This is a genomic window from Spirillospora sp. NBC_01491 (assembly GCF_036227065.1).
Taxonomy (GTDB): Bacteria; Actinomycetota; Actinomycetes; order Streptosporangiales; family Streptosporangiaceae; genus Spirillospora; species Spirillospora xylanilytica.
Genome location: NZ_CP109432.1, coordinates 7,591,689 through 7,603,467 on the forward strand (window position 1 = coordinate 7,591,689; position 11,779 = coordinate 7,603,467).

Sequence of the window (11,779 nt, forward strand, 5' to 3'; positions counted from 1 at the left end):
TTGCGAGGCTACGCTCGACCACCGAGACCCCCGCCCGCATCGACCGCGCAGGATGAGGAGACCCGGTGGGCTACCCCCCCAACACGCCGTGGCCACAGGACCCGGGCCAGAACCCGCAGCAGCCCGCAGGCCCTCCGTACGGCCCGCCCGCGGGCCCCGCCCCCGGGTTCGGCCCAGGCCAAGGCCAGGGACCCGGCTTCGGCCCAGGTCCAGGTCCAGGCCCGGGGCAGGGGCCGCCCTGGAGCGCCGGAGGCCCGCCGCCGTCACGCGGCAAGGGCCCCGCCCTGCTGATCGCGCTGCTCGGCGGCGTGCTCGTCCTGGGGCTGGTCGTGGTCGTCGGCGTGGTGTTCCTCACCAGGGACGGCGGAGACGGCGGGACCGGGGGAGGGAGCGGTCCCTCGGGCCCGGACGTGCAGCTGAAGGCGGGCCAGATCGCGGGCGGCGCCGAGGCGCGGCCGGGACCCGACGGCAGCCTGACCATGGCCCGCCCTGGCGTCCAGCGGCCCGTCGTGGACGTCTACGAGGACTTCGCCTGCCCGCACTGCGGCGCGTTCGACCGGATGCACGACCCGATGCTCAAGCAGCTCGCGGTCGAGGGCCGGGCCAAGATCGTGTTCCGGCCGGTGGTCATCTTCGGAGCGGGCACCGAGCCCGCCCGCGGCAACTCGCTGCGGGCCGCCGCCGCGCTCCGCTGCGTCGGCGACGGCGGGCGCTGGCTCTACTACCAGGACGCGGTCTACAGCCACCAGCCGGCGGACGTGACCAGCGCGGGCTACAAGATCGACGACCTGATCTCCTACGGGGCGCCCTACGGCCTGACCGGCGACGACTTCAAGAAGTGCGTGACCAGCCAGCAGTACGCGGGCCGGGTGGCGGCCGTCAGCCAGGGCTACATCGCCGCCGGGCTCCAGGGCACCCCCGCCGTGAAGATCGACGGCCGCACGGTCAGCAGCACCGACACGGCGAGCGCGGACGCGCTGCGCCGGGCGATCGAGGCCGCCCGGTGACGGAGCGGCTAGTCTCACCGCGACGAGGGAGGTCGAACGCGATGGCGTGGAGCTGGCGTTTGGAGAAGGCCGACGGGCGGACGGTCGGCGTGTCGGAGGAGACGTTCTCCACCCAGGCCGACGCGGAGTCGTGGCTGGGCGAGAACTGGCGCGACCTGCGCGAGAACGAGGTCGACCAGGTGACGTTGCTGGACGGCGACACGGTCGTCTACCCGATGAGCCTGCAAGAACCCGGCTGACCCCGCACGAGGACCCGGACGCGGCCCGAGCCCCCGCCCGCGCCGGTGCGCGGACGGGGGCCGGGATCCAGCACCTGTCTCACAGTGCCTCAGCCGTCGCGCGAGCGCGCTACCTGGCCGGTAAGGCGATGCCGAAGGCGAGCCGCACCGGCCAGATCGCGAAGCGATGTCGCGCTCGCCCAAGAACGGTCGGCGCCCGAGCCGCCAGGCGAGGAAGCCGGGCCGGGCGTAGAAAATGAGCCGCCAGGCGAGGAAGCCGGGCCGGGCGTTGGAAATACGGTCAGGGACGCCCCTCCGGGCTGCGCGTCTTGGCCGGGTCGCGGACCACGGAGTCGCCGAGCACGTCGTCGATCCGCTTGAGCACGTCCGCGTCGAGCCGGACTCCGGCGGCCTTGACGTTGTCGCGGACCTGCTCGGGACGGGACGCGCCCACCAGCGCCGCCGACACGTTCGGGTTCTGGAGCGTCCAGGCGATCGCGAGCTGGGCCATCGACAGGCCGAGCCCGTCCGCGATCGGCCGCAGCTCCTGGACCCGGGTCAGCAGGTCGTCGTTCAGGTACCGCTTGATCATGTCGGCGCCGCCCTTGTCGTCGGTGGCGCGCGAGCCCTCCGGCAGCGGCCGGCCCGGCTTGTACTTGCCGGTCAGCACCCCCTGCGCGATCGGCGACCAGACGATCTGGCCGATGCCCTCCCGCTCGGACAGCGGGACGACCTCGTCCTCGATCACCCGCCACAGCATCGAGTACTGCGGCTGGCTGGACACGATCCGGTCCAGGCCCATCTCGTCGGCGATCTTCAGAGCGCGCTCGATCTCCTCGGCCCGCCACTCCGACACGCCCACGTACAGCACCTTGCCCTGCCGGACGAGGTCGTCGAACGCCTTGAGGGTCTCCTCCAGTGGCGTCTCGTGGTCGAACCGGTGCGCCTGGTAGAGGTCGACGTAGTCGGTGCGCAGCCGCCGCAGCGACCCGTGGATGGACTCGAAGATGTGCTTGCGGGACAGCCCCCGGTCGTTCGGGCCCGGGCCGGTGGGCCAGTAGACCTTGGTGAAGATCTCCAGGCCCTCGCGGCGCTGCCCCTCCAGGGCGCGGCCGAGGACCTCCTCGGCGCGGGTGCCGGCGTACACGTCGGCGGTGTCGAAGGTGGTGATCCCCTCGTCGAGGGCCGCGCGCACGCACGCGCGCGCACTGTCCTCCTCGACCTGGGAGCCGTGGGTGAGCCAGTTGCCGTACGCGATCTCGCTGATCTTCAGGCCGCTGCGGCCCAGGTGTCGGAACTCCATGGTCCCGACCCTAACCGCCGTTGATCAGACCTTGTCCTTCTCGCCGGGCTTGACCTGGGGGGAGGGGACGCGCAGCCGGCGGATCTGCATGGCGCGCATCGCCGCGTACAGGCCCAGGCCCTTGCGGTCCTCGTCGGGGAAGCGCTCGGCGGCCAGCTTCTTGATGCCCGAGTTGATCACGAACGCCTCGACGAACACGATGGCCAGCAGCACCGGCGGCGCGAACAGCACCAGCAGCTTGGCCGCCGCGATCGGCAGCAGGCTGAGCACCACGATCGCGAACATCAGGTACATCAGGTACGAGGCGAACGTCCGGCGCGCGTCGACGTAGTCGCGGGCGAGCCGGCGGACCGGGCCCTTGTCGCGCTTGAGGAGGTACTTCTCGTCGCCCCTGGACATGCCCGCGCGGGCCTTGACCCGCTCGTCGGCCTGCCTCTCGCGGACCTTCTTGTACGCCTCCTTGCGGCTGGAGGGCGCGGTGATCGGCTGGCGGCGGCGCTTCTCGGCCTCGCTGCGCTTGGGCGTGGGCCGGCCCTTGCCCCCTGGCTTCACGGGCTGAGGCTGGCTCTCGGGGGCATCCTGGGTGCGACGTCGGAACACGGGATCAGCCTACCGGGTGCGGACATCGCGACCGCCCGGCGCGAGGCCGGGCGGCTTTCCGCGCCGAAGCGGATCATGGGGTGAACGATCACGCCGCTTCGGAAATCGTGTACTCAATACTAATTCGGGCAGAACGGCGTCGCCTCCGCGCCCACCGCGTCCCTGTGTGCGACTGTTATGAGGACGGGGTTCGAAGCGGCGTTCCACGGCGGCGGGCCCGCCCGGGGCGCCCGGACGGGGTGTGGGCGACCTGGAGGAGGGCTCGACCGGCCCGCTGCGAACATCGTGGCTGCCTCGCGCGTTAACGCGTAGGGTGATAAGAACCCCAGCAGTGGTCATTGAGCCCAGTTTGCGACTGGGCTACAGCACGAAGGGACCGGCGCCAGCGCGATGAGCGTGATGAAGCGAATGTCGATGATCTTCAAGTCCAAGGCGAACAAAGCCCTGGACCGGATGGAGGATCCTCGCGAGACCCTGGACTACTCCTACCAGCGCCAGCTGGAGATGCTGCAGAAGGTCCGTCGGGGTGTCGCCGACGTCGCGACCTCGCGCAAGCGTCTCGAGTTGCAGATCAACCAGCTGGAGCAGCAGCAGGGCAAGCTGACCGAGCAGGGCAAGAAGGCCCTCCAGGTCGGCCGCGAGGACCTCGCCCGCGAGGCGCTGACCCGGCGGTCCGGCCTGGACGGCCAGCTGGGCGACCTGCGGACGCAGTACCAGCAGTTGCAGGGCGAGGAGGAGAAGCTCACCCTGGCCTCGCAGCGGTTGCAGAGCAAGGTCGACTCCTTCCGCACCCGCAAGGAGACGATCAAGGCCACCTACACCGCCGCCGAGGCGCAGACCAAGATCAACGAGGCGTTCTCCGGCATCTCCGAGGAGATGGGCGACGTCGGCCTGGCGATCCAGCGGGCCGAGGAGAAGACCGACACGATGAAGGCCCGCGCGGGCGCCATCGACGAGCTGCTGGCCTCCGGCGCCCTGGAGGACTTCTCCGGTCCCAAGGACGACATCCAGGCCGAGCTCGACCGGATGGGCTCGGGTCCGGGCGTCGACCTGGAACTGGAGCAGCTCAAGGCCGAACTCGGCCAGGGCCCCGCGCCCAAGCAGCTCAACCAGGGCTCGGCGACCGCGCAGTCGCAGGACACCCCGCACGACACGCCGCGGCAGGCCCCCGGGGGTGCCCAGTGATCGTCCGGCTGATGGGCGAGGGGCAGCTGGACGTCGCGGTGGGCGACCTCTCCGCGCTCAACTCGCTCGACGAGGAGCTCGAGGCCGCGATCGAGTCGGGGGACGAGGCCGCCTTCCGCACGGCGCTGCACGCGCTACTGGAGAACGTACGCAAGGTCGGCAAGCCGCTGCCCGCCGACAGCCTCGAGCCGTCCGAGCTGATCCTGCCGCCCGCCGACGCGCACATCGACGAGGTCAAGTCCATGCTGGGGGACGAGGGGCTGATCCCGGACTAGCCGTCCGGGCCCTCCGGCCCGTGCTCTTCTCGCTGGTCAGGCACAAAAGCCGGCACCCGAACGTTGTTCACAGTGACACAGGGGAGGACGGGGGGATCGTATGGCCCGGACGCGTTACGCCTCCGACCGGGGGCTGACGTCGCGGATGCTCGTGACGATGTTCCTGCTGGGGTTGGTCTACGTCGTCTTCGTGACGGCGTTCTTCGTGATCGTGCCCAAATGGGGAGTGGTCGCGCTGGTGGGGGCGGGCCTGTTCCTGCTCGCGCAGTACTTCTTCTCCGACAAGCTCACGCTGTTCGCGATGCACGGCCGGGTCGTCACGCCGGACGAGGCGCCCGAGCTGCACGGCGTCATCGACCGGATCTGCGCGATGGCCGACTCGCCCAAGCCGAGGGTCGCGATCGCCGACAGCGACGTCCCGAACGCCTTCGCGACCGGCCGCAACCAGAAGAAGGCGGTGGTGTGCGTGACCACCGGCCTGATGCGCCGGCTCGACCCGGTCGAGCTCGAGGGCGTGCTCGCGCACGAGATGGCGCACGTCGCGCACCGCGACGTGGCGGTCATGACGATCGCCTCGTTCCTCGGCGTGTGCGCCGGGCTGATCACCCGGTTCGGGCTGGAGTGGGGCCTGTGGGGCGGCTTCAACCGGCGCAGCAACGACCAGAACACCGGGATGATCCTGCTCGCGGTGGTGGCGGTCAGCGCCGTGGCGTACGCGGTGAGCTTCATGCTCACCCGGGCCCTGTCGCGCTACCGGGAGCTGTCGGCCGACCGGGCCGCGGCGCTGCTGACCGGGCGGCCCTCGTCGCTGGCCAGCGCGCTCACCAAGGTCTCGGGCGAGATCGCCCGGATCCCGAGCAAGGACCTGCGCGCCGCCGAGCCGTTCAACGCCTTCTTCTTCGCGCCGGCCTTCACCAAGGGGTTCAGCGTCTCCTCGCTGTTCTCCACCCACCCGCCGCTGGACAAGCGGCTGGCCCAGCTCTCGAAGATCTCCGACCAGCTCAGCAGGGGAGCCTGACCCGTGGGATTCCTGGACACGCTGCTCGGCCGGTCCAAGCCGGTCAAGCCCGACCTCGACCGCCTGTTCGGGCTGTCCACCGCGGCGGTCACGCTGGAGGCGGCGACCGGGTTCCGTCCCACCGGGCTCGGGTCGGTGTGCTTCCGCGCCGCCGAGGGCGGCGCGTTCGCCCGCGTCCAGCAGGACGTCCAGCAGCTCCTCGACGCCGACGACGGCCCGAAGGTCGAGCTGAGCACCGACTCCTACGGCTACACCTGGCTGCTGGCCCGCACCGGGCCGGACGCGCTGCCCGACCTGGTCACCGACCTGCACGCGGTCAACTCCGCGCTGGAGTCGGGCGGGTTCGGGCCGCACCTGCTGTGCTCGCTGGCGGGCTTCCAGGGGCCGAACGGCGAGCGCCTGGCCCTGGTCTACCTCTACAAGCGCGGCACGTTCTACCCGTTCGCCCCGCTTCCCGGCGACAAGCGCGACAACGCCCTGGAGATCCAGGTGCGCGGCGCGGTCGGAGCCGACCTCCCGTTCGAGGACGATCTCAGCCGCTGGTTCCCCGTCTGGGGCGCTCCGGGGCTCTGACCAGCTCGTTCTCCGCGGTACCGGCCCATCTGGACACACCCCATCGGATCGTGTGAAAGTCTCAGGGCCCTGAGCCGAGAACCCTGGGAGGGGCCATGGCGGTACAGCCTTGGGACCACGATCGTTACTGCGACGCGGCCGAGGTGGAGATCGCCGCGTTCGCCGAGACCGTGGCGGCGGCCGATCTGAGGGCCCCGGTGCCGACCTGCCCAGGATGGTCGATGGCCGATCTGATCCGCCATCTCGGCGGGGTGTACCGCTGGGTGGGCGGCATGGTGCGCGTGGTCACCCCCAAACGGATGGGCATGCGCGAGCTCGGCGTCTCGTTCTCGCAGGGTCCCGACGATCTGCGCCCCTGGTTCGCCGAGGGCGGCCGGTCGCTGGCCGAGGCGCTGCGCGCCGCCGACCCGGACGCGACGATGTGGGCCTGGGGCGAGGGCGGCCGGGCGGGGTTCTGGCCGCGCCGGATGCTGCACGAGACCACCGTGCACCGCTGCGACGCCGAGCTCGCCCTCGGCCGCGAGCCGGCCGTCCCGGCCGAGGTCGCCGTCGACGGCGTGGACGAGGTGCTCACCATCCTCAGGACCGCGGTCGCCTTCGCCCCCAAGATCGAGAACCTGCGCGGCGACGGTGAGGCGCTGGCCTTCACCGCCCCCGCCGCCGGTGCCCGCTGGATCTTCACCCTGCTCCCGGACGGCTACACCTGGCGCCGCGAGGACGCCGCCGGGCCGGGCACCCGCGTCCAGGCGACCGTCCAGGGCGACGCGGCCGACCTGTACCTGTTCCTCTGGGGCCGCCGCGCGCTCGGCGACCCCCGGCTGGAGTCCTCCGGCGACGCCGCCCTGCTGGCCCGCTGGTCGGAGAACTCATCCATCTAGGCGGCTACGGCAGGGCGAGCATCTGGTCGAGGGCCGCGCGGGCGTGGCGCGCGGTCTCGGGCTCGACCTCGATCTGGTTGACGACCTCGCCGCGGACCAGCGACTCCAGCGACCAGACCAGGTGCGGCAGGTCGATGCGGTTCATCGTCGAGCAGAAGCACACGGCCTTGTCGAGGAACATCACGTTCTTGTCGGGATGGGCGCCCGCCAGCCGGCGCACGAGGTTGAGCTCGGTGCCGATGGCCCAGGCCGACCCGGCGGGCGCGGCGTCCAGGGCCTTGATGATGTACTCGGTCGAGCCGACCTGGTCGGCGGCGAGGACGACCTCGTGCTTGCACTCGGGGTGCACCAGGACGTTCACGCCGGGCACGCGGGCCCGGACCTCGTCCACCGACTCCTTGCTGAACCGCCCGTGCACCGAGCAGTGCCCCCGCCACAGGATCATCCGGGCGTCGCGCAGCTCCCGCCCGCTCAGCCCGCCGTCCGGCCGGTGCGGGTTGTAGACGACGCAGTCGTCCAGCCCGAGGCCCATCTCCAGGACCGCGGTGTTGCGGCCCAGGTGCTGGTCGGGCAGGAAGAGCACCTTGGAGCCCTTGGCGTAGGCCCAGTCCAGCGCGCGCTTGGCGTTGGACGAGGTGCACACCACGCCGCCGTGCCGTCCGACGAACCCCTTGATGTCGGCGGAGGAGTTCATGTAGGTCACCGGCACCACGTCGCCGGCGATCCCGGCGTCCTCCAGGGCCTCCCAGCACTCCTCGACCTGGTCGAAGGTGGCCATGTCGGCCATCGAGCAGCCCGCGCCGAGGTCGGGCAGCACCACCCGCTGGTGGTCCGCGGTGAGGATGTCGGCGGACTCGGCCATGAAGTGCACGCCGCAGAACACCACGTAGGGCGCCTCGGGCCGGGCCGCGGCCTCCCGGGCGAGCTTGAACGAGTCGCCGGTCACGTCCGCGAACTGGATGACCTCGTCGCGCTGGTAGTGGTGGCCGAGCACGAACACCTGGTCGCCGAGGGCGGCCTTGGCGGCGCGGGCACGTTCCACCAGGCCGGGGTCCGAGGCCGGCGGCAGGTCGCCGGGACAGTCCACGCCGCGCTCGCTCGCCGGATCCGAACCGTGGCCCAGCAGGAGCAGTGGAAGGTCGCGCACGGGGGTGGTCACGGGAGTCTCCCTCCTGCGACGGGGCTTATCGTCGCTTTGACGACTAATGATGGCACATCCGGGCCCGGACCGGTCCCGGCGGGGTGGTGTGACGTAGGCCGCACCGGGGAAGGCCCCGAAACAACGCCGGAAGGCGGAATGGCCGTGCCGCGAGGTACGTTGTCCTACGGAAAGAGGCAGACCACGTCCTCGAGGACAAGCGACAGTTCGCCGCCACGGGCGGTGCAGCGAGACCCGGGAGCTGAATACATGACGGTGTCAGGCGAGACCACGCAGGAGACCACGCAGCAGGGCGTCGTGTTGACCGATGCCGCCGCCGAGAAGGCCAAGGGCCTGCTCGAGCAGGAGGGCCGCGACGACCTTGCGCTGCGTGTCGCCGTGCAGCCGGGCGGCTGCTCCGGCCTGATCTACCAGCTCTTCTTCGACGAGCGGGAGATGGACGGCGACCTGGTCCAGGAGTTCGAGGGCCTGAACGTTCGGGTCGACCGGATGAGCGCCCCCTACCTGACCGGTGCCACGATCGACTTCGTCGACAGCATCGAGAAGCAGGGCTTCACCATCGACAACCCGAACGCCGGGGGCTCCTGCGCCTGCGGCGACTCGTTCAACTAGACGGCCCCGCCGCCCGCGGCCCGGACGCTCGGCGTCCGGGCCGTTTCGGTATGGGCGGGCCGTGGACGGGCAGTGGGTAGGCAACGCGCGATTCCTGTGGTGCGATGGCCAGTAGGCTCTTCTGGCCCGCGAATCCCAAGGTGGGGTTGAAACAGCCGGCGACAAGCCGGACGACACCAACGAGGAGAGCGACGCCGTGCGCATCGCCGTGACCGGTTCCATCGCCACCGATCATCTGATGACCTTCCCCGGGAAGTTCACCGACCAGCTCATCCCCGATCAGCTCGATCGGGTCTCGCTGTCCTTCCTGGTCGACGAACTGGAGATCCGCCGCGGCGGCATCGCCGCCAACATCTGCTTCGGCATGGGCAGCCTGGGCAAGGAGTCGGTCCTGGTCGGCTCGGTCGGCTCCGACTTCGCCGACTACCGCTCCTGGCTCGACCGGCACGGCGTGGACACCGCGTCGGTGCACGTGTCCGACCTGCACCACACCGCCCGGTTCCTGTGCACCACCGACCAGGACCAGAACCAGATCGCCACCTTCTACGCCGGCGCGATGAGCGAGGCCCGCTCCATCGAGCTGCGCCCGGTCGCCGACCGGGTCGGCGGCCTGGACCTGGTGGTGGTCAGCCCGAACGACCCCGAGGCCATGGTCCGGCACACCGACGAGTGCCGCTCCCGCGGCATCCCGTTCGCCGCCGACCCGTCCCAGCAGCTCGCCCGGATGGAGGGCCCGGAGGTCCGCCGCCTCATCGACGGCGCGGCCTACCTGTTCACCAACGAGTACGAGAAGGCGCTCTGCGAGGAGAAGACCGGCTGGTCCGAGGATGAGATCCTCAGCCGCGTGGGCGTCCGGGTGACCACCCTCAGCGCCAAGGGCGTGACGATCGACCGCGCCGGCGAGGAGGGGATGCACGTCCCGGCCGCCCCGGTCGCCAAGGTCGTCGACCCGACCGGCGTCGGCGACGCGTTCCGCGCCGGATTCCTGTCCGCCCTGGCCTGGGGCCTCCCGCTGGAGCGCGCCGCCCAGGTCGGCAACCTCATCGCCGCCTATGCCCTGGAGTCCGCCGGCCCGCAGGAGTACGCCCTCGGCAAGCAGGCGTTCCTGGCCCGCATGACCGAGGTCTACGGCCCCGAGGCCGCCGCCGCGGCGGCCCCCCACCTCTCCTGCCCGAACCCGTAACCAGCGGCGATCAGGCGCCGCGCCGCCTTCCCTCCGCCGCGACGGGGGGAAGGCGGCGCGTCAAAGCCCCTGATCGAAGCCGCGCGTAGCGGGGCGATTCAGGTAGTGGGCGATTCAGTACGTGCGGCGGATGTGGAAGCCCCAGCCCCGGGGGAGGGGCTCCTCGCGGACGAAGTCCTGGGACTTCATCCGGCACCACGCGGGGACGTCGGTGCGGGCGGCGACGTCGTCGGCGAGGACGGCGACGATCTCGCCGACCGGCACCTCCCGGATCCGCTCGGCGAGCATGATGATCGGGATCGGGCACTTGCGCCCGAGCGCGTCGATCACCAGCACCGGCGGCGGCCCGGCGGGCTCGGGCTCGGGGGCGGGGCCGGTGCGCTCGGGCTCGCGGTGGGTACGGCCTCGGAACCTCATCGGCGCGCCCGCCTCCCTGTTCTGGTCGTGGGGGTCATACCGTGTTCACTCCGGCGTTGCGGCGAAGGCGGGCGACGGCGCCCGGCAGTACGGCCAGGAACCGGTCGACGTCGGCCGCGTCGACGCCACGCGGCAGCGATACCCGTACGTTCCCGTGGGTAATCACGCCCATCGCCTCCAGCACATGACTGGGACGCAGGGTATCCGCCGTGCATGAACTTCCCGACGAAACGGCGAAACCGAGGCGGTCGAGTTCGCCGAGCAGCGCCTCGCCCTCGACGTACAGGCAGGAGAAGGTGACCAGGTGCGGCAGCCGCCGGACGGGGTCGCCGATGACCTGGGAGTCGCGGACGGACGCGGGGACCTGTTCGCGGATGCGCTCGGTCAGGGCGGCCAGGCGGGGGCCGTCGCCCCGCATCTCGACCCGGTAGGCCTCCAGCGCCGCGGCGGCGGCGACGGCGCCGGGGACGTTCTCGAAGCCGGGCACCCGCCGGGCCTCGCGCTCGTCCTCGGGCAGCGGGGAGCGCCACCGGTTGCCCTTGCGGATCACCATCACGCCGACGCCGGGGGGCCCGCCCCACTTGTGGGCGCTGGCGGCCAGGAAGGACCAGCCGTCCGGGACGTCGGCCCGCCCGATCGACTGGGCCGCGTCCACGAACAGGGGGACGCGGGCGGTACGGCAGGCCTCGGCGGCCTCGGCGACCGGTTGCAGGGTACCGACCTCGTGATTGGCCGACTGGAGGCAGGCCAGGACGGTGTCGGGGCGCAGCGCGGCGGTGAACTCGGCGAGGTCGACCCGGCCGGTGCGGTCGACGCCGACGACGGTGACCTCCCCGCCGTCGCGCTCGTGCGCCTCGGCGGCGTGCAGGACGCTGGAGTGCTCGACCGCGCTCACCACCAGGTGGCGTCCGACACGCCGACGGGCGCGGAGGGCGCCGAGTACCGCCAGGTGCACCGCCTGGGTGCCGGAGGCGGTGAAGGAGACCTCGTCCGCGCGGACTCCGAGGACGCCGGCGACGCGCGCGCGGGACTGGTCGAGGAGGAGTCGCGTTCCCCGCGCCACGCCGTACAGCCGCGCGGGATCGGCCCAGCCGGCGTCGAGCGCGCCGAGCAGCGCGGCGCGGGCGGCGGGGTGCGGGCGCTCGGTGGACGCGGCATCGAAGTAGGCAGCCACCCCCGAAGCCTCCCACGCGCCGCGGTGCGGGCGGGCGCCCGTCCCCCGATCCGGCGCGGCGTGGAGGCCCGAAAGTGCGCTGTGCTCGGCCTCGGCACCCGGGCGGGCCACGCCGGAAACCCAATCGGGCACCCGGGGCGGGCACTGCGTGACCCTCGCGCTAATGTGTCCACCACA

General features: G+C 71.8%; 14 protein-coding genes. 9 read left to right on the forward strand and 5 right to left on the reverse strand.

Annotated features, from left to right (window positions below):
* The first annotated feature begins 65 nt into the window (after positions 1-65).
* Together OHA34_RS35280 and OHA34_RS35285 are read left to right on the forward strand one after the other, a co-directional pair.
* Positions 66-1,007, forward strand: coding sequence for a DsbA family protein (locus OHA34_RS35280; RefSeq protein ID WP_285936971.1), 942 nt, complete (start codon positions 66-68; stop codon positions 1,005-1,007).
* Between the two features lie 41 nt (positions 1,008-1,048).
* The gene (locus tag OHA34_RS35285; RefSeq protein WP_285936970.1) at positions 1,049-1,246 is read left to right on the forward strand and encodes a hypothetical protein; all 198 of its coding nucleotides are present in this window, start codon (positions 1,049-1,051) and stop codon (positions 1,244-1,246) included.
* Positions 1,247-1,526: 280 nt separating this feature from the next.
* Here OHA34_RS35285 and OHA34_RS35290 read toward each other — a convergent pair whose 3' ends face one another.
* Together OHA34_RS35290 and OHA34_RS35295 are read right to left on the reverse strand one after the other, a co-directional pair.
* Positions 1,527-2,528, reverse strand: coding sequence for an aldo/keto reductase family protein (locus tag OHA34_RS35290; RefSeq protein WP_285936969.1), 1,002 nt, complete (start codon positions 2,526-2,528; stop codon positions 1,527-1,529).
* Between the two features lie 24 nt (positions 2,529-2,552).
* On the reverse strand, positions 2,553-3,080 hold the full coding sequence (locus tag OHA34_RS35295) for a DUF3043 domain-containing protein (protein WP_285936968.1): 528 nt from the start codon (positions 3,078-3,080) through the stop codon (positions 2,553-2,555).
* A 438-nt stretch (positions 3,081-3,518) separates the two neighbouring features.
* On the opposite strand from OHA34_RS35295, the gene OHA34_RS35300 reads away from it, so the two are divergent.
* From OHA34_RS35300 to OHA34_RS35320, 5 genes are all read left to right on the forward strand, one after another.
* Positions 3,519-4,313, forward strand: coding sequence for a PspA/IM30 family protein (locus tag OHA34_RS35300; protein ID WP_285936967.1), 795 nt, complete (start codon positions 3,519-3,521; stop codon positions 4,311-4,313).
* Positions 4,310-4,588 (forward strand): PspA-associated protein PspAA, encoded by a 279-nt coding sequence (gene pspAA / locus OHA34_RS35305; protein ID WP_285936966.1) that lies wholly within the window; start codon positions 4,310-4,312, stop codon positions 4,586-4,588. The genes OHA34_RS35300 and pspAA overlap by 4 nt, the downstream gene beginning before the upstream one ends.
* 100 nt (positions 4,589-4,688) lie before the next feature.
* Positions 4,689-5,606 (forward strand): zinc metalloprotease HtpX, encoded by a 918-nt coding sequence (gene htpX / locus OHA34_RS35310; protein WP_285936965.1) that lies wholly within the window; start codon positions 4,689-4,691, stop codon positions 5,604-5,606.
* A 3-nt stretch (positions 5,607-5,609) separates the two neighbouring features.
* Complete coding sequence (gene pspAB / locus OHA34_RS35315; RefSeq protein ID WP_285936964.1) at positions 5,610-6,179, forward strand: PspA-associated protein PspAB; 570 nt, start codon at positions 5,610-5,612, stop codon at positions 6,177-6,179.
* Between the two features lie 95 nt (positions 6,180-6,274).
* A complete protein-coding gene (locus tag OHA34_RS35320; protein ID WP_329520068.1) occupies positions 6,275-7,057 on the forward strand; it encodes a maleylpyruvate isomerase family mycothiol-dependent enzyme in 783 nt (260 codons plus the stop codon).
* Between the two features lie 4 nt (positions 7,058-7,061).
* Here OHA34_RS35320 and nadA read toward each other — a convergent pair whose 3' ends face one another.
* Complete coding sequence (gene nadA / locus OHA34_RS35325; protein WP_285936962.1) at positions 7,062-8,216, reverse strand: quinolinate synthase NadA; 1,155 nt, start codon at positions 8,214-8,216, stop codon at positions 7,062-7,064.
* A 249-nt stretch (positions 8,217-8,465) separates the two neighbouring features.
* Here nadA and OHA34_RS35330 point away from each other — a divergent pair, with 249 nt between their 5' ends.
* Both OHA34_RS35330 and OHA34_RS35335 read left to right on the forward strand, forming a co-directional pair.
* Positions 8,466-8,828 carry a HesB/IscA family protein gene (locus OHA34_RS35330; protein ID WP_285936961.1) on the forward strand — a complete coding sequence of 121 codons (363 nt, stop codon included), beginning with the start codon at positions 8,466-8,468 and terminating at the stop codon, positions 8,826-8,828.
* A 196-nt stretch (positions 8,829-9,024) separates the two neighbouring features.
* Entirely contained in the window at positions 9,025-10,011 is a 987-nt protein-coding gene (locus OHA34_RS35335) for a carbohydrate kinase family protein (protein WP_285936960.1), read from the forward strand.
* 114 nt (positions 10,012-10,125) lie between these two features.
* Here the strand turns inward: OHA34_RS35335 and OHA34_RS35340 are convergent, their stop codons facing one another.
* Both OHA34_RS35340 and OHA34_RS35345 read right to left on the reverse strand, forming a co-directional pair.
* A complete protein-coding gene (locus OHA34_RS35340; protein ID WP_285936959.1) occupies positions 10,126-10,428 on the reverse strand; it encodes a sulfurtransferase TusA family protein in 303 nt (100 codons plus the stop codon).
* 34 nt (positions 10,429-10,462) lie between these two features.
* Positions 10,463-11,602: a cysteine desulfurase family protein gene (locus tag OHA34_RS35345; protein ID WP_285936958.1), complete on the reverse strand. Its 1,140-nt coding sequence runs from the start codon at positions 11,600-11,602 to the stop codon at positions 10,463-10,465.
* Positions 11,603-11,779 lie beyond the last annotated feature (177 nt).